This window comes from Pseudomonas sp. G166, from assembly GCF_037027455.2.
In the GTDB taxonomy this organism is placed as follows: Bacteria; Pseudomonadota; Gammaproteobacteria; order Pseudomonadales; family Pseudomonadaceae; genus Aquipseudomonas.
Map to the genome: position 1 here is coordinate 1,978,371 of NZ_CP146985.1, position 17,648 is coordinate 1,996,018.

Annotated in this window: 15 protein-coding genes; 10 read left to right on the forward strand and 5 right to left on the reverse strand. The window is 60.7% G+C overall.

Translation table 11 applies throughout. The annotated features are described in order from the left end of the window. Nucleotides 1–87 precede the first annotated feature (87 nt). Nucleotides 88–1,500 carry an aspartate aminotransferase family protein gene (locus tag SGN16_RS08895; protein ID WP_339102090.1) on the forward strand — a complete coding sequence of 471 codons (1,413 nt, stop codon included), beginning with the start codon at nt 88–90 and terminating at the stop codon, nt 1,498–1,500. 85 nt (nt 1,501–1,585) lie between these two features. Further along, complete coding sequence (locus SGN16_RS08900) at nt 1,586–1,813, forward strand: MbtH family protein (RefSeq protein ID WP_339102091.1); 228 nt, start codon at nt 1,586–1,588, stop codon at nt 1,811–1,813. Nucleotides 1,814–1,887: 74 nt separating this feature from the next. Here SGN16_RS08900 and SGN16_RS08905 read toward each other — a convergent pair whose 3' ends face one another. Continuing rightward, nucleotides 1,888–2,706: a pyruvate, water dikinase regulatory protein gene (locus tag SGN16_RS08905; protein WP_014337326.1), complete on the reverse strand. Its 819-nt coding sequence runs from the start codon at nt 2,704–2,706 to the stop codon at nt 1,888–1,890. Nucleotides 2,707–2,882: 176 nt separating this feature from the next. Between SGN16_RS08905 and ppsA the strand changes: the two genes are divergently transcribed. The 8 genes from ppsA to SGN16_RS08945 all read left to right on the forward strand — a co-directional run bounded on the left by ppsA (nt 2,883) and on the right by SGN16_RS08945 (nt 11,066). Then, nucleotides 2,883–5,258: a phosphoenolpyruvate synthase gene (gene ppsA, locus SGN16_RS08910; RefSeq protein ID WP_210643591.1), complete on the forward strand. Its 2,376-nt coding sequence runs from the start codon at nt 2,883–2,885 to the stop codon at nt 5,256–5,258. Nucleotides 5,259–5,477: 219 nt separating this feature from the next. Then, nucleotides 5,478–6,467 carry an alpha/beta fold hydrolase gene (locus SGN16_RS08915; RefSeq protein ID WP_210643592.1) on the forward strand — a complete coding sequence of 330 codons (990 nt, stop codon included), beginning with the start codon at nt 5,478–5,480 and terminating at the stop codon, nt 6,465–6,467. Between the two features lie 126 nt (nt 6,468–6,593). Then, on the forward strand, nt 6,594–7,085 hold the full coding sequence (gene rraA, locus SGN16_RS08920) for a ribonuclease E activity regulator RraA (RefSeq protein WP_210643593.1): 492 nt from the start codon (nt 6,594–6,596) through the stop codon (nt 7,083–7,085). Between the two features lie 25 nt (nt 7,086–7,110). Continuing rightward, nucleotides 7,111–8,106, forward strand: a complete 996-nt coding sequence (locus SGN16_RS08925) for a zinc transporter ZntB (RefSeq protein WP_339102092.1) — start codon at nt 7,111–7,113, stop codon at nt 8,104–8,106. A 63-nt stretch (nt 8,107–8,169) separates the two neighbouring features. After that, nucleotides 8,170–8,415 carry a hypothetical protein gene (locus tag SGN16_RS08930; protein WP_014337331.1) on the forward strand — a complete coding sequence of 82 codons (246 nt, stop codon included), beginning with the start codon at nt 8,170–8,172 and terminating at the stop codon, nt 8,413–8,415. Between the two features lie 2 nt (nt 8,416–8,417). Beyond that, complete coding sequence (locus SGN16_RS08935) at nt 8,418–9,242, forward strand: mechanosensitive ion channel domain-containing protein (protein ID WP_047227144.1); 825 nt, start codon at nt 8,418–8,420, stop codon at nt 9,240–9,242. Nucleotides 9,243–9,333: 91 nt separating this feature from the next. Next, nucleotides 9,334–9,924, forward strand: a complete 591-nt coding sequence (gene sigX / locus SGN16_RS08940) for an RNA polymerase sigma factor SigX (RefSeq protein ID WP_042729583.1) — start codon at nt 9,334–9,336, stop codon at nt 9,922–9,924. Between the two features lie 107 nt (nt 9,925–10,031). Next, nucleotides 10,032–11,066, forward strand: a complete 1,035-nt coding sequence (locus tag SGN16_RS08945; protein ID WP_210643595.1) for an OmpA family protein — start codon at nt 10,032–10,034, stop codon at nt 11,064–11,066. Nucleotides 11,067–11,280: 214 nt separating this feature from the next. Here the strand turns inward: SGN16_RS08945 and cobA are convergent, their stop codons facing one another. The 4 genes from cobA to nirB are packed head-to-tail and all read right to left on the reverse strand — an operon-like array spanning nt 11,281 to nt 17,531. Beyond that, a complete protein-coding gene (cobA, locus tag SGN16_RS08950; RefSeq protein ID WP_339102093.1) occupies nt 11,281–12,036 on the reverse strand; it encodes a uroporphyrinogen-III C-methyltransferase in 756 nt (251 codons plus the stop codon). Nucleotides 12,037–12,046: 10 nt separating this feature from the next. Continuing rightward, nucleotides 12,047–14,764 carry a molybdopterin-dependent oxidoreductase gene (locus SGN16_RS08955; RefSeq protein WP_339102094.1) on the reverse strand — a complete coding sequence of 906 codons (2,718 nt, stop codon included), beginning with the start codon at nt 14,762–14,764 and terminating at the stop codon, nt 12,047–12,049. Continuing rightward, nucleotides 14,764–15,081 (reverse strand): nitrite reductase small subunit NirD, encoded by a 318-nt coding sequence (nirD, locus tag SGN16_RS08960; protein WP_018605256.1) that lies wholly within the window; start codon nt 15,079–15,081, stop codon nt 14,764–14,766. The genes SGN16_RS08955 and nirD overlap by 1 nt, the downstream gene beginning before the upstream one ends. Next, a complete protein-coding gene (nirB, locus tag SGN16_RS08965; RefSeq protein WP_210643598.1) occupies nt 15,078–17,531 on the reverse strand; it encodes a nitrite reductase large subunit NirB in 2,454 nt (817 codons plus the stop codon). The genes nirD and nirB overlap by 4 nt, the downstream gene beginning before the upstream one ends. Nucleotides 17,532–17,648: the final 117 nt, after the last annotated feature.

Genomic DNA, 17,648 nt, shown 5'->3' on the forward strand with positions numbered 1-17,648 from the left:
AGGAAACCTGCACGTGCGCCCCGACCGGATGCGCACCTGCCCGGTGTGTCATGGGGTCATTACTTCAACGTATTGCGGGGTCGAGAGATGTCAGTCGCCAATAGCCTTATCGAAGCACAGCCGGCCCGGGCCTGCGCCGCGCCGATCGAGACGCTCTACCAGTTCAATGAATCGCCGCTACTGGCCCGCCAGAACCGCCAGGAGTCCAACGCCCGCAGCTATCCGCGGCGTATTCCCCTGGCCCTCAAGCGTGCCCAGGGGCTGTACGTCGAGGACGTCGAAGGGCGAACCTTCATTGACTGCCTGGCCGGCGCCGGCACACTGGCGTTGGGGCATAACCACCCGGTGGTAATCGAGGCGATCCAGCAAGTACTGGCCGATGAGCTGCCCTTGCATACCCTGGACCTGACCACGCCGGTCAAGGACCGTTTCGTCCAGGACCTGTTTGGTTTGTTGCCGGCGGATTTCGCCGCTGAGGCGAAGATCCAGTTCTGCGGCCCCACCGGCACCGACGCGGTGGAAGCGGCGCTCAAGCTGGTGCGTACCGCCACCGGGCGCAGCACCGTGCTGTCGTTCCAGGGCGGTTATCACGGCATGAGCCAGGGAGCGTTGAGCCTGATGGGTAGCCTGGGGCCGAAGAAGCCCTTGGGCGCCTTGCTCAGCAATGGCGTGCAATTCATGCCGTACCCTTACGATTACCGCTGTCCATTCGGGCTTGGCGGGGCAGAGGGGGTGAAAGCCAATCTGCATTACCTGGAAAACCTGCTGAACGACCCCGAGGCCGGCGTGCAATTGCCCGCGGCGGTGATCGTTGAAGTGGTGCAGGGCGAGGGCGGGGTGATTCCGGCTGATCTGGATTGGCTGCGCGGCCTGCGGCGCATTACCGAGCAGGCCGGTGTGGCGCTGATCGTCGACGAAATCCAGAGCGGCTTCGGCCGTACCGGCAAAATGTTCGCGTTTGAGCATGCCGGGATCATTCCGGACGTAGTCGTGCTGTCCAAGGCCATCGGCGGCAGCCTGCCACTGGCGGTGGTGGTCTATCGCGACTGGCTCGACACCTGGCTGCCGGGCGCCCATGCCGGGACCTTCCGTGGCAATCAAATGGCCATGGCCGCCGGTTCTGCGGTGATGCGCTATCTGCTGGAGCACAACCTGCCGGCCCACGCCGCCGCCATGGGCGAGCGCCTGAGCGAGCACCTGCACATCCTGCAGCGGGATTTCCCGCAGTTGGGCGATATTCGTGGTCGCGGGCTGATGCTCGGCGTCGAACTGGTGGACCCGGCGGGTGAACCGGACGCCCTGGGCCATTGGCCGGTGCATGCACGCCTGGCGCCTCGGCTGCAACGTGAATGCCTCAAGCGTGGGCTGATCCTGGAATTGGGGGGGCGGCAGGGCGGTGTGGTGCGTTTCCTGCCACCGCTGACCATCACCGCGGCGCAAATCGACCGGGTCGCCGAGATCTTCGGACGCGCCTTGAAGGCTGCCGTAGCCGACGCCTAATTTTCACCCGGGCCCATACGTTCCTTTACATATCCTGGCTGCGCATATGCCGCAGCGAACCTCGAGCAAAGATGGAGAAACACCCATGACTTCAGTATTCGACCGCGAGGACATCGTCTTTCAGGTCGTGGTCAACCACGAAGAACAGTATTCGATCTGGCCCGACTACAAGGCCGTTCCCGAAGGCTGGCGTACCGTTGGCAAAAGCGGGTTCAAGAAGGACTGCCTGGCCTACATCGAAGAAGTCTGGACCGACATGCGCCCGTTGAGCCTGCGCAAGAAGATGGAAGAGCAGGCGGCTGTGGCTCATTAATGCAGACATTCTGAAAAAACTAATCCCTGTGGGGGCGAGCTTGCTCCCACAGGTTTTGGCGCTAGGCCTCTACATCACTTGAATCGCCGCTCCACCCCTTTCTCCACCAGGATCTTCGCCGAAATCTCTTCCACGGAAAAATGCGTGGAGTTGATGTGGGGAATGTTCTCCCGCCGGAACAGGTTTTCCACCTCGCGCACTTCGAATTCGCACTGGGCATAGCTCGAATAGCGGCTGTTGGGCTTGCGCTCGTTGCGGATCGCGGTGAGGCGGTCCGGGTCGATGGTCAGGCCGAACAGCTTGTGCTGGTGGGCGCGCAGGGCGCTGGGCAGCTGCAGGCGCTCCATGTCGTCTTCGGTCAGCGGGTAATTGGCCGCGCGGATACCGAATTGCATCGCCATGTACAGGCATGTCGGCGTCTTGCCGCAGCGCGACACCCCCACCAGGATCAGGTCGGCCTTGTCATAATAATGCGTGCGAGCGCCGTCATCATTGTCCAGCGCGAAGTTGACCGCCTCGATCCGCTCCATGTAATTGGAGTTGTGGCCAATGGAATGGGACTTGCCGACCGAGTAGGAAGAATGCTCGCTCAGCTCCTGCTCCAGGGGCGCCAGGAAGGTGGAAAAAATGTCGATCATGAAACCATTGGACGTTGCGAGAATCTCACGGATGTCCTGATTGACGATGGTATCGAAGATAATCGGACGAAAACCGTCGGTTTCGGCGGCTTTATTGATTTGCTGTACCATGGCCCGCGCTTTGTCGACATTGTCGATGTACGGGCGTATGAACTTGGCAAAGGTAATGTTTTCGAATTGCGCCAACAGGCTTTGGCCTAGCGTCTCGGCCGTGATGCCGGTGCCGTCGGAGATAAAGAAAGCAGATCGTTTCATTTGCGCCTTGGGCCTTAAGCTAATAACGATTCTTGGATATGATAGGCGCGATTTGCTGGCCGCCAGTGGCCCGCATTCTCACTTATTTTCCAGGTCCAGGCCATATCGCCGACAATCGCTCCCCTGGAGCCGTCGGTGCCCTGAGCTTTTCCAACACAGTTAGTGGAGAGATCACCTTGGTAGAGTACGTAGTTTCCCTCGATAAGCTCGGCGTCCATGATGTGGAGCATGTGGGGGGCAAGAACGCATCCCTGGGCGAGATGATCAGTAACCTCGCCGGTGCCGGCGTATCGGTGCCAGGTGGCTTCGCCACGACCGCTCAGGCTTATCGTGATTTCCTGGAACTGAGCGGCCTGAACAAGCAGATCCACGATGCGCTCGATGCCCTGGACGTCGATGACGTCAATGCCTTGGCCAGGACCGGTGCCCAGATCCGCCAGTGGATCATGGAAGCCGAGTTCCCCGAGAAGCTGAACGCCGAAATCCGTACCGCGTTCGCCAAGTTGTCCGAGGGCAATCCTGACGTCGCCGTTGCCGTGCGCTCCTCGGCCACCGCCGAAGACCTGCCGGATGCCTCCTTCGCCGGCCAGCAGGAGACTTTCCTGAACATCCGTGGCGTGGAAAACGTCATCCGTGCCGCCAAGGAAGTCTTCGCCTCCCTTTTCAACGATCGTGCCATTTCCTACCGCGTGCACCAGGGCTTCGACCACAAGCTGGTTGCCCTGTCCGCGGGTGTGCAGCGCATGGTCCGCTCCGAAACCGGCACCGCCGGCGTCATGTTCACCCTCGACACCGAGTCGGGTTTCCGTGACGTGGTGTTCATCACCGGCGCCTACGGCCTGGGTGAAACCGTTGTGCAGGGCGCGGTGAACCCGGATGAATTCTACGTCCATAAAGGCACGCTGGAAGCCGGTCGCCCAGCCATCCTGCGGCGCAACCTGGGTAGCAAGGCGATCAAGATGGTCTACGGCGACGAAGCCAAGGCCGGTCGTTCGGTGAAGACCGTCGACGTGGACAAGGCCGATCGCGCGCGTTTCTGCCTGACCGACGCCGAAGTCAGCGAGTTGGCCAAGCAGGCGATGATCATCGAGAAGCACTACAAGTGCCCGATGGACATCGAATGGGCCAAGGACGGTGACGACGGCAAGCTCTACATCGTGCAGGCCCGTCCGGAAACCGTGAAGAGCCGCACCCAGGCCAACGTCATGGAGCGCTACCTGCTCAAGGAAACCGGCACCGTGCTGGTGGAAGGCCGCGCCATCGGCCAGCGCATCGGCGCCGGCAAGGTACGGATCATCAAGGACGTCTCGGAAATGGACAAGGTCCAGGCCGGTGACGTACTGGTCTCCGACATGACCGACCCGGATTGGGAACCGGTGATGAAGCGCGCCAGCGCCATCGTCACCAACCGTGGCGGGCGCACGTGCCACGCGGCGATCATTGCCCGTGAACTGGGTATCCCGGCGGTGGTGGGTTGCGGCAACGCCACCGAATTGCTCAAGGACGGCCAGGGCGTGACCGTTTCCTGCGCTGAAGGCGATACCGGCTACATTTTCGAAGGCGAGCTGGGCTTCGACATCAAGAAGAACTCCGTGGACGCCATGCCGGACCTGCCGTTCAAGATCATGATGAACGTCGGCAACCCGGACCGTGCCTTTGACTTCGCGCAGTTGCCGAACGCCGGCGTGGGCCTGGCCCGCCTGGAATTCATCATCAACCGCATGATCGGCGTGCACCCCAAGGCACTGCTGAACTACGACGGCCTGCCGCAGGAAATCAAGGACAGCGTCGACAAGCGCATTGCCGGCTACAACGATCCGGTCGGTTTCTACGTCGAGAAGCTGGTGGAAGGCATCAGCACCCTGGCGGCCGCGTTCTGGCCGAAAAAGGTCATCGTGCGCCTGTCGGACTTCAAGTCCAACGAATACGCCAACCTGATCGGCGGCAAGCTCTACGAGCCGGAAGAAGAAAACCCGATGCTGGGTTTCCGTGGGGCCTCGCGCTACATCAGTGAAGCATTCCGCGACTGCTTCGAACTCGAATGCCGTGCCCTCAAGCGCGTGCGCAACGAGATGGGCCTGACCAACGTCGAGATCATGGTGCCGTTCGTCCGGACCCTGGGCGAAGCGAGCCAGGTCGTCGACCTGCTGGCGGAAAACGGCCTGGCCCGTGGCGACAATGGCCTGCGCGTGATCATGATGTGCGAGCTGCCGTCCAACGCGATCCTGGCGGAAGAATTCCTCGAGTTCTTCGACGGTTTCTCCATCGGCTCCAACGACCTGACCCAGCTGACCCTGGGCCTGGATCGCGACTCCGGGATCATCGCCCACCTGTTCGACGAGCGGAACCCGGCGGTCAAGAAGCTGTTGGCCAACGCCATTGCTGCCTGCAACAAGGCCGGCAAGTACATCGGCATTTGCGGCCAGGGCCCTTCGGACCACCCGGACCTGGCCAAGTGGCTGATGGAGCAGGGCATCGAAAGCGTTTCGTTGAACCCGGACTCCGTGCTGGAAACCTGGTTCTTCCTGGCTGAGGGACAGGCTGCGGTCTGATTGAGTGAAGGGACCTCACCGGTAATGTAAGCCGGGCGACCTTGTGGGAGCGAGCTTGCTCGCGATAGCGTTGGATCAGCAAGATTAGTCTCGGCTGACACTCTGCTATCGCGAGCAGGCTCGCTCCCACAGGTCCGTGGCTATCAAACACCCCGATCCCTTTTGATTGAAGTAGGGCGGGCTCCTCATGGATGCCGCCCTTTTTTGTGCAAGAGCATTATGCAAAGCAGCAGCAACCTTTTTCCTGTCGCTCTGATCAGCGCCGAACGGCGGGGTGATCTGAGCGAAGACGTCTATCGCTTGAAACCTGGCAACAGCCCGGACTACAGCGTTGAGCTGGCCGTCACCCGCCTGGGCATGGCCGACGCCAGCGAAACCCGTGGCGTGCCCGTGATCCTCTTGCACGGCAGCTTTTCCAACCGGCGTTTCTGGTATTCGCCCAAGGGCCTGGGCCTGGGGGCGTACCTGACACGCCTGGGGTTCGATGTCTGGATCCCCGAGATGCGTGGGCATGGGCTGTCCCTGCGCAACCAGGGCTACCGCAACAATCGCGTGGCCGACTATGCTCGCTACGACTTGCCGGCCATCGGCGCCTTCGTGCGTGAGCAGAGCGGCCAAGTGCCGCACTGGATCGGCCATTCCCTGGGTGGCATCACCCTGGCGGCAGCGTTGGGTGGCCACTACCTGGGTGAGCCGGCCGTGGCGTCGGTGGCGTTTTTTGGTACCCAGGTCAGCCGCACCTACTGGCCGCTGAAGATTCCGCCAGTGGAGTGGAGCGGTCGCTTCATCCTCAAGCGGTTTGCCCAATTGTCCGGTTCAAGGCTCAAGCGCGGCCCCGAGGACGAGCCCATCGGCCTGGCCCTGGAGAGCATGCGTTGGTATGGCTTGTTCGGTCGTTTCGGCGATGCCGAGAAGAACTGGTGGGCGGGCCTTGCCGAAGTGCAGGTGCCGGTCCTGGCAGTGAGTGCGGCAGGGGATCACCAGGACCCGACCTGGGCCTGTCGCAAGCTCTTCGAGCAGATCGGTTCCGAGCACAAGCAGTTTGTCTGCCTGGGCCGGGAGCAGGGCTTCAATGGCGATTTCGGCCACGTCGAGATGCTGGTCAGCAAAGCCGCACAGGCAGAGGTCTGGCCTTTGGTGGCGCGTTGGCTGGAGGATCAGCACACCGCGCTGCTGGCAGAACAGCCCCGGCTGGCCGAGGCGGTTTGAAGCGAAGGCTCTGACAAGGGCATTTCGCTCTGGTCGGCTTGCGGCTAAGATATGACGCGTTACGCGGTTCCGGTCACAAACGGTTGCTCTTTCAGTCTGACGTTCCAGCCTTCCAGGAGTTGTTCGATGAACCATTACCTCACGCCCGACCTGTGCGACGCCTACCCGGAGTTGGTGCAGGTGTTGGAGCCGATGTTCAGCAATTTTGGCGGCCGCGATTCCTTCGGCGGCGAAATCGTGACCATCAAGTGTTTCGAAGACAACTCGCGGGTCAAGGAGCAGGTTGAACTCAAGGGCAATGGCAAGGTGCTGGTGGTCGACGGTGGCGGCTCCCTGCGTCGGGCATTGCTGGGCGACATGCTGGCGGAAAAAGCCGCGAAGAATGGCTGGGAAGGGCTGGTGGTCTACGGTTGCATCCGCGACGTCGACGTCATTGCCCAGACAGACCTCGGGGTCCAGGCCCTGGCCAGTCACCCGATGAAGACTGATCGACGCGGCGTCGGCGAACTCAATGTGCCGGTGACCTTTGCTGGCGTGACGTTTCGTCCGGGCGAATATGTATACGCGGACAACAACGGCGTGATCGTCTCGCCGAGCCCGCTGAAAATGCCTGAATGAAGCGTCACAGCTATAAGGGATGAGGATGTTCGAGGAAGAAAACGCGCAATGGGGGCTGGTGCATGCCCTGGTGCTGGACGGTAAAGGCGGCGCGCGTTCCATAGCCCGGACCGAACTCGACGATTTGCAGCTGCAGGCCCACGAAAGCCTGTGGCTGCACTGGGATCGCAGTCATCCGCAAACCCACACCTGGCTACGCAAATCCAGCGGCCTGAGCGAATTCAACTGCGACCTGTTGCTCGAAGAGAACACCCGCCCGCGACTATTGCCGTTGCCCAACGCCGAGCTGCTGCTGTTCCTTCGGGGGATCAACCTCAACCCGGGCGCCGAGCCTGAAGACATGGTTTCGGTGCGGATCTTTGCGTCCGCCCAACGGGTGATTTCCCTGCGTCTGCGGCCGTTGCGCGCCACCGATGAGCTGCTGGTGCAGTTGGCCGAGGGCAAGGGGCCGAAGACCGCGTCGGAACTCATCCTTTATATGGCGCAATACCTCACCAACAAAGTGCAGGATCTGGTCACCTGCCTTTCCGAAATCGTCGATACCGAGGAAGAAAAACTTGATACCGACGAACGGTATACCCCCGAGCACGACGCCATCTTGCATATCCGTCGCAGGGCCGCCGGGCTGAAGCGATTCCTGGCACCGCAACGGGACATCTTCGGTCAGATGACCCGACTTAAATTGCCGTGGTTTGTCGATGACGACGGCGATTACTGGAATGAATTGAACAACAGCCTGACCCGTTACCTCGAGGAGCTGGAATTGACCCGAGAGCGCGTGGGGCTTGTGCTGGAGGCCGAAGACCGGCGTCTTTCGGTGCGCATGAACCGCACCATGTACCGCTTCGGCATCATCACCGGGATTTTCCTGCCGATGAGTTTTCTCACGGGGCTTTTGGGTATCAACGTCGGCGGTATTCCGTTTTCCGCGAGCCCTTATGGTTTCATGGTCGCCTGCCTCTTGATGGTCGGCGTGGCCCTGGGGCAGTGGTGGTTATTCCGTCGTTTGCGCTGGGTGTGATGGGGTTTCATGTGACCCGACGAAATTTGATCGCGTCTTCCACAGACATTACGAGAGGTGCGTATGCACGATCCGTTCGAACAGTCTTTGCGCGATATGCTCAAGGCTTCGCCGTCCAGCCGGGACGACGATGCATGCCTGGGACGCGTGCTCAAAACCGCCAATCGCCAGGTCGGCGCCGGCGATCTGTTCAGCCTGCTGGGCCGTTGGTTGCCCGCGCTGATGATCGCCTTGAATAACGGCTCGGCCCACGTCTCGCCGGTTTCCCGTCGTAAACCTGTTACTCGCACCGCTGATAAGGCTGATTGAATATGGAACTTGATCTCTGGACCCAGAGCCTCGTCACGGCAATGACTGCGTTGTGGACCAAGGTGGCTAACTTCATTCCGAACCTTTTCGGTGCGCTGGTCGTGCTGTTGCTGGGTTTTGTCGTGGCCAAACTGCTGGATACGCTGCTGTCCAAGCTGCTCGCCAAACTGGGCCTCGACCGCCTGATGGGCGGCACCGGCCTGACCAAGCTGTTGTCCCGTGGCGGCATCCAGGTGCCGATTTCGACCCTGGTCGGCAAGATTGTCTACTGGTTCGTTTTGCTTATTTTCCTGGTTTCTGCGGCTGAATCCCTTGGTCTTGAGCGAGTTTCAGCTACGCTCGATATGCTTGCACTGTATTTGCCGAAGGTTTTCGGGGCGGCACTGGTGTTGCTGGTTGGCGTTCTGCTGGCGCAACTGGCCAACGGGCTGGTGCGCGGCGCTGCCGAAGGCGTCGGGTTGGATTATGCCCAGGGCCTGGGGCGAATTGCCCAGGGCCTGGTGATCATCATCAGTATTTCGGTCGCGATCAGCCAGTTGGAGGTCAAGACTGACCTGCTCAACCATGTGATTGTGATCGTATTGATTACCGTTGGTCTGGCGGTTGCGCTGGCAATGGGATTGGGAAGCCGGGAAATTGCCGGTCAGATTCTTGCGGGAATCTATGTGCGTGAATTGTATGAGGTTGGGCAACAAGTGCGTGTTGGCGAGGTCGAAGGCCAGATCGAAGAGATCGGCACGGTGAAGACCACATTGCTGACCGAGGAGGGCGAGCTGGTGTCGCTTTCTAATCGGATCCTGCTGGAACAGCATGTGAGTAGCCGCTAACCCGGCAAACCCTGCTAATGTATGCCGCCGCAAAATGCCCGATATCGCAGGCTGCGGCGCACATTGACCTAGACTGTCGGCCCGACTTGTTTTGAACAAACCCCAATCGCTATCTACGCGCTATGACCCCCGTGATCTCTCCGATGAGGAGTTGGTCGCGCGCGCGCATACGGAGCTGTTTCACGTAACACGCGCGTACGAAGAGTTGATGCGGCGTTACCAGAGAACATTATTTAACGTTTGTGCACGGTATCTTGGGAACGATCGCGACGCTGACGATGTCTGTCAGGAGGTGATGTTGAAGGTGCTGTATGGCCTGAAGAACTTCGAGGGGAAATCGAAGTTCAAGACATGGCTCTATAGCATCACGTACAACGAATGCATCACCCAGTATCGCAAGGAACGGCGAAAGCGTCGCTTGATGGACGCCTTGAGCCTGGATCCTCTGGAAGAAGCGTCTGAAGAAAAGGCGCCCAAGCCCGAGGAGAAGGGTGGACTTGATCGCTGGCTGGTTCATGTGAACCCGATCGATCGGGAAATTCTGGTGCTACGATTTGTCGCAGAGCTGGAGTTCCAGGAGATCGCAGACATAATGCATATGGGTTTGAGCGCGACAAAAATGCGTTACAAGCGCGCTCTTGACAAATTGCGTGAGAAATTTGCAGGCATTGCCGAAACTTAGTTTGGCGCAAATATCTCTTACGTGTAGGCAAGTTCTGATAGACTTGCCGCCGAGTTGTCCCCCGGTTTGCGGGACTGCTTCACAATCACCAGATGGGGATTTAACGGATGAAACTGAAAAACACCTTGGGCTTTGCCATTGGTTCTTTGATTGCTGCCACTTCGTTCGGCGCTCTGGCACAAGGCCAAGGCGCAGTTGAAATCGAAGGCTTCGCCAAGAAAGAACAATTCGACAGCGCTCGTAACTTCAAGAACAACGGCAACCTGTTCGGCGGTTCGGTTGGTTACTTCCTGACCGACGACGTTGAACTGCGTCTGGCCTACGACGAAGTGCACAACGCACGTTCCGACGATGGTCGTAACATCAAGGGCGCTAACACCGCTCTGGATGCTCTGTACCACTTCAACAACCCAGGTGACATGCTGCGTCCATACGTATCGGCTGGCTTCTCCGACCAGAGCATCGGTCAGAACGGCTCCAGCGGTCGTAACCGTTCCACCTTCGCCAACGTTGGTGGCGGCGCCAAGCTGTACTTCACCGAGAACTTCTACGCCCGTGCCGGCGTTGAAGCTCAGTACAACATCGACCAAGGCGACACCGAGTGGGCGCCAAGCGTCGGTATCGGTGTGAACTTCGGTGGCGGCTCCAAGCCTGCTGCTGCTCCAGTTCCAGCTCCGGCTGAAGTCTGCTCCGACAGCGACAACGATGGCGTGTGCGACAACGTCGACAAGTGCCCTGACACCCCAGCCAACGTAACCGTTGACGCTGATGGCTGCCCAGCAGTTGCTGAAGTCGTACGTGTTGAGCTGGACGTCAAGTTCGACTTCGACAAGTCGGTCGTCAAGCCTAACAGCTACGGCGATATCAAGAACCTGGCTGACTTCATGAAGCAGTACCCATCCACCACCACTACTGTTGAAGGTCACACTGACTCCGTCGGTCCTGACGCTTACAACCAGAAACTGTCTGAGCGTCGTGCAAACGCCGTTAAGCAAGTTCTGACCAACCAGTACGGTGTTGAGTCGTCCCGCGTTCAGTCTGTTGGCTACGGCGAATCCCGCCCAGTTGCTGACAACAAGACTGAAGCTGGTCGTGCAGTTAACCGTCGCGTAGAAGCGCAGGTTGAAGCTCAAGGTAAGTAATTACCCCGCAGCTGTAGAAAAGCCCGGCTTAGGCCGGGCTTTTCTTTGCCTGGGATTTATGAAAATGAGAGGCTTTGCCGCAAAACAGTTGGTTAAACACAAACCCTGTGGGAGCGAGCTTGCTCGCGATAGCGGTGTGTCAGCCAGTATTGATGCTGCTGATCCGACGCTATCGCGAGCAAGCTCGCTCCCACATTAGGTTGGGTGTTATTTGTTACTGCGCCGAAGCCTGGACCCAGGCAGGCTGCGACCCTGCGAGTTCAGCGGCCGCTGCAACCGCACCAATCACCAGGATCGCCGGGCTCTTGAGTTGAAAGGTGCCTGCATCGGTCTCCATCGAGGCCAGGTCGCTGCGGCAGTCACGCTGATGGGGCAGGGAAGCATTTTCGATCATGGCCACCGGCGTGTCCGCCGCCAAGCCGCCGGCCAGCAACTGCTCGCGGATCTCGCTCAGCTTCGCTACACCCATGTACACCACCAGGGTGGTGCCGCTTTGGGCCAACGCTTGCCAGTTCAGGCTGCTACCGTCCTGGGTGTGGGCCGTCACCAGCGTCACGCCCCGGGCTATCCCGCGCAGGGTCAGCGGAATATCGCACTGGGTCGCCCCCGCAAGCCCGGCGGTGATGCCATTGACCAGCTCCACCTCGACACCATGTTCGCGCAGCCACTGCGCCTCTTCACCACCGCGACCGAAGATGCACGGGTCACCGCCCTTGAGACGTACCACGCATTTGCCCTGGCGCGCATACCGCAGCATCAGGCGATGGATGAAGGCCTGGGGTGTAGAGCGGCATCCGCCGCGCTTGCCCACGGCAATGATGCGTGCAGCGGGGCAATGCTCCAGCACTGCGGCATTGACCAGATCATCGATCAGCACCACGTCGGCTTCGCCCAAGGCGCGCACGGCTTTGAGGGTCAGCAATTCAGGGTCGCCGGGACCCGCACCCACCAGCCAGACTTTTGCGTTCATAGTGTTTTCCTCACGAGATAGCCGCCAGCGGTTGCGCAGTGGCGACCAGCAGGCGCTTGATTTCTGGTACGCAGGAGCCGCATTGCGTACCACAGCCCAGTTCCTGTTTGAGCCCCTGCAAGTCCAGGCCACGTTCAATGCCCGCGCAGATCGCGCGTTGGCTGACGTTCATGCAGTTGCATAGGGTTTTACTGCCGCCAAGCGCAGCGCCGACGTTGCCCGGCGGCGCGCTCAAGGGCGCCAGCAACCAGCGGCGCAATTGCTCATCGGCACGACCTTCCTGCCACAGGTTCTGCAACCAGTGTCGGGCCAGGGTTTCGCCGGCCAGGCGAATCGCGGTGATGCGGCCGTTTTCGATGCGCACCCGTTTACCAATGGAGCGCCGCGGATCGTCATAAGCCAGTACCGGCCCCTCGATCAGCCCCAATTGCTCGTCGATCGCCTGGAGCACTTGTGGTGCGGGGGCAACAGCGCTGGCAGCGCGAATCAGCAGTGCGGGACGCTCTCGGCCGGTCAGGCTGAGGCTGACGTAGGCAAACGCCTCACACAGCGGCCGTAAAGCCTCCAGGTGCTGTTGAACATCGCCCTCGATCAGGGCGAAAAGTTGCCAGGGCAGGTTCACCGGCTCCAGGCGCACGCCGCTGTGCTTGAGTTCCGGTTGTTTCGACAACGGATCGAAGGCCGGTTGCGTCAGGGTATTGACCCCACCCTTGAGGAACCGGTCGCCCCAGTGCATGGGCAGGAACGCCTGGCCAGGGCGCACGCTGTCGTCGCTGTCCACCGCCACGATCACGCTGCCGCGGCGGCTTTTGAGGCTGACCAGGTCGCCTGCTTGCAGACGATGTCGGAGCAACTCGTCAGGATGCAGGCTGAGTACGGCTTCGTTCACATGGCCGAACAATTGCGCGGCGGTGCCGGTACGGCTCATGCCGTGCCATTGGTCCCGCAGCCGACCGGTGTTCAGGGTCAGCGGGTAGCGGGCATCCCGCAGTTCCTTGGCGGCGCGATAGGGTTCGGCTACAAACCGGGCGCGGCCGCTATCGGTAGGGAATATCCCATCCATGTACAGGCGAGCCGTTCCGACCTTGGCACCCTCGGGGAAGGGCCATTGTTGAGGGCCGAGCTGATCGATCAATGCATGGCTGATGCCGGACAAGTCCAGGTCACGGCCACGGGTCAGCTGTTTGTATTCATCGAACAGTTGGGCCGGGTTATCAAAGGCGAACAGGCTTGGCTGGCCGGGCCGCAGGCGTGTCTCCAGGCGCTGTGCGAAATCCACGGTAATCGCCCAGTCCGCTCGTGCTTGACCCGGTGCGTTAATTGCCCGACGGACGTGGGAAATCCGCCGTTCGGAGTTGGTCACCGAGCCTTCTTTCTCGCCCCAACTGGCCGCCGGCAGTAGCAGGTCGGCAAATGCGGCGGTCTCGGTGGTCCGGAAGGCTTCCTGCAACACCACGAACGGACAGGCTTGCAGCGCTTCACGTACCGCCGTCTGGTCTGGCATCGATTGGGCTGGGTTGGTGCAGGCGATCCACAAGGCCTTGATCTTGCCGCTGCGAACCTGCTCGAACAGCTCGATGGCGCTCAAACCGGTGGTGGCGGGCAGTTGCTCGACGCCCCAGTAGCGGGCGACTTCGGCGCGATGCTCCGGGTTGGCGGCTTCGCGATGGCCTGGCAGCAGGTTCGACAGGCTGCCGGTTTCCCGTCCGCCCATGGCATTGGGTTGGCCGGTCAGCGAGAACGGACCCGCGCCCGGACGACCAATTTGCCCGGTGGCCAAGTGCAGGTTGATCAACGCGCTGTTCTTGGCGCTGCCGGCGGTGGACTGGTTCAAGCCCATGCACCACAGCGACAGGAAGCTCGGCGAGGTGCCGACCCATTCGGCGCACTGATGCAGTTGTTCGACGCTGATGCCACACAACTGGGCGACCATGCCCGGGGTGTAATCGCGCACCAGGTTCTTCAGCTCTGCCAAGTCTTCGGTGTGGGCCTTGATGAAGTCGCGGTCAACCCAGTCTTCCCACAGCAACAGGTGCAAAATCCCATGGAACAGGGCGACATCGGTGCCCGGCAGGATCGCCAGGTGCAGGTCCGCCAGATCGCAGGTGTCGGTGCGCCGAGGGTCGATGACGATGATTTTCATCTGTGGCCGGCGGGATTTGGCTTCCTCGAGACGGCGAAACAGGATCGGATGGGCGTAGGCCATGTTACTGCCGACGATCATCACGCAGTCACTCAGTTCCAGGTCTTCATAGCTGCAGGGCGGGGCGTCGGCACCGAGGCTGCGCTTGTAGCCCACCACAGCGGAGGACATGCACAGGCGGGAATTGCTGTCGATGTTGTTGGTGCCCACCAGTGCCCGGGCGAGTTTATTGAAGGCGTAGTAATCCTCGGTCAGCAGTTGGCCGGAGATGTAGAACGCTACGCTGTCGGGGCCGTGCTCGGCGATAGTCTCGGCGAAGACACTGGCGGCGTGATCCAGGGCGCTGTCCCAGTCTGTGCGCGCTCGGGCCAGGCCTTTGCCCAGGCGCAGTTCGGGGTAGAGGGCGCGTGCGGCGAGGTCGCCGGTCAGGTGCAGGGTCGAGCCCTTGCTGCACAGTTTGCCAAAGTTGGCCGGATGGGCGGGATCGCCACTGACGCCGAGGATGCGCTCGTCGTCATGTTCGATCAGCACGCCGCAACCGACCCCGCAATAACAGCAGGTCGAGGCCGTGGTCTGGCGGTTCATCAGCTTGCGTCCCGTAGGGCCAGTTGCACCCGGCCGTTTTCGACCCTGGCCGAATGATGATGGGCGCAGCCGACATCCGGGGCCTGGGCCTGGCCGCTTTCCAGGTCGATCTGCCAGTTGTGCAGCGGGCAGGCCACACGCTTGCCGTAGACCAACCCTTGGGACAAAGGACCGCCCTTATGCGGGCAGCGGTCATCGAGGGCGAACACTTCATCGTCGCTGGTGCGGAAAATCGCGATATCGCCTTTCGGGCCATTGATGATGCGCGAACCGAGGATATTGATTTCTTCCAGCGCGCAGATATCCAGCCAGTTCATGCCGACACCTCCAGGTTTTTCACGGGGATGACTTCAAACTCTTTTTTCAGCAGTGGCTGTTCCAGGCGCTGTTTCCATGGATCTTGCTCCAGCGACAGGGAAAACTTCAGGCGCTCATGAAGGGCCTTGCGCCGCGCCGGGTCTTCGAGCACGGCTTTCTTGATGTGCTCCATGCCGACCCGCTGCATGTAATGCACGGTGCGTTCGAGGTAGAAGGCTTCTTCGCGGTACAGCTGCAGGAAGGCGCCGTTGTATTCGCGCACTTCTTCGGCGGTCTTGAGTTTGACGAAGAACTCGGCCACTTCGGTCTTGATCCCGCCGTTGCCGCCGATGTACATCTCCCAGCCGGAATCGACGCCGATAATGCCGACGTCCTTGATGCCCGCTTCCGAGCAGTTGCGTGGGCAACCAGAGACGGCCAGCTTCACCTTGTGCGGCGACCACATGTTGAACAGGTCATGTTCCAGCTCGATGCCCAGTTGGGTCGAGTTCTGCGTGCCGAAGCGGCAGAACTCGCTGCCCACGCAGGTTTTCACGGTGCGGATGGACTTGCCATAGGCGTGCCCGGAGGGCATGTCGAGGTCTTTCCAAACGCCGGGCAGGTCCTGCTTCTTGATCCCCAGCAAGTCGATACGCTGGCCGCCAGTGACCTTGACCATCGGCACGTTGTACTTGTCGGCCACGTCGGCGATGCGCCGCAGCTCCGACGGATTGGTCACGCCACCCCACATCCGTGGCACGACCGAATAAGTGCCGTCTTTCTGGATGTTGGCGTGGGCGCGTTCGTTGATCAGGCGCGATTGCGGGTCGTCCTGGGCTTCGCCGGGCCAAGTGGAAATCAGGTAGTAGTTCAGCGCCGGGCGGCAGGTGGCGCAGCCGTTGGGGGCGCGCCAGTTCAGGTAGCTCATGGCGTCAGCGATGGTCAGCAGGTGCTGGTCGCGGATCGCCTGGCGGATCTGGCCGTGGTTGAGGTCGCTGCAGCCGCAGATGGCTTTTTCGCTTTTCGGCTTGACGTCCGCCGCACCGCCCACGGTGTTGATCAGGATCTGCTCGACCAAGCCGGCGCAGGAGCCGCAGGAGCTGGCGGCCTTGGTGTGTTTTTTCACGTCGTCGACGCTGAACAGCCCGTGCTCCTGGATCGCCTTGACGATGGTGCCTTTGCACACGCCGTTGCAGCCGCAGACTTCGGCGCTGTCGGCCATGCTCATGGCTTTGTCCTGGCCCTGGTGTCCTACGTCACCCAAGGCGTTTTCGCCGAACATCAAGTGATCGCGGATCTCGCTGATGCCGTGGTTCTCACGGATCTGGCGGAAATACCAGCCACCATCTGCCGTATCGCCGTACAGACAGGCGCCGACCAGCACGTCATCCTTGATCACCAGTTTTTTATAGACGCCGCCAATCGGGTCGGAAAGGGTGATGGTCTCGGTGCCTTCGCCGCCCATGAAGTCCCCGGCGGAAAACAGGTCGATGCCGGTGACTTTGAGCTTGGTCGAGGTCACCGAGCCCTTGTACGTGGCGAAGCCCAATTGTGCGAGGTGGTTGGCGCAGACCTTGGCCTGTTCGAACAGCGGGGCCACCAGGCCGTAGGCGGTGCCACGGTGGTTGGCGCATTCACCGATGGCATAGATGCGCGGATCGTAGGTCTGCATCGTGTCGTTGACCAGGATCCCGCGGTTGCACGGGATGCCGGATTTTTCCGCCAGTTCGGTGTTGGGCCGGATACCCGCGGCCATCACCACCAGGTCGGCGGGGATGATGTCACCGTTCTTGAACTGGACCGAGCCGACCCGGCCGTTGCCAGCGTCGTGCAAGGCTTGGGTTTGTTCGCTGAGGCGGAATTTCAGGCCACGGTTTTCCAGGGCGGTTTGCAGCAGTTGGCCGCTGGTCTTGTCCAGTTGCCGTTCCAGCAACCATTCGCCCAGGTGCACCACGGTCACGTCCATGCCTCGCAACTTCAGGCCATTGGCGGCTTCCAGGCCGAGCAGGCCGCCGCCGATCACCACCGCATGCTTGTGGGTCTTGGCGGTGTTGATCATGGCCTGGGTGTCGGCGATGTCGCGGTAGCCGATCACGCCTTCCAGGGTGTTGCCGGGGATCGGTAGGATAAAGGGTGTGGAGCCGGTGGCGATCAACAGGCGGTCGTATTCGGCCTCGCTGCCGTCTTCGGCGATGACCCGGCGCTTGACCCGGTCGATCTCCACCACCTTGCGGTTGAGCAGTAGCTTGATGTTGTTGTCCAGGTACCAGCTCAGGTCGTTGAGCACGATCTCTTCGAACGTCTGCTCACCGGCCAGTACCGGCGAGAGCAGGATGCGGTTGTAGTTGGTGTGGGGCTCGGCACCGAACACCGTGATGTCGTACAGCTCGTTACTCAGTTTGAGCAGTTCTTCGAGGGTTCGAACCCCGGCCATGCCGTTGCCGATCATTACCAGTTTGAGTTTTTTCATCAGGGTTCTCCGCAAGTTCAGGCCCGTTTCATCACGGTGATCGGGCTGGCTCGGCAATTTTTTCGAAAACAAAAAAAGGCGTCCCGCTAGTTGCCTAGCGAGGACGCCTTTGTCCTG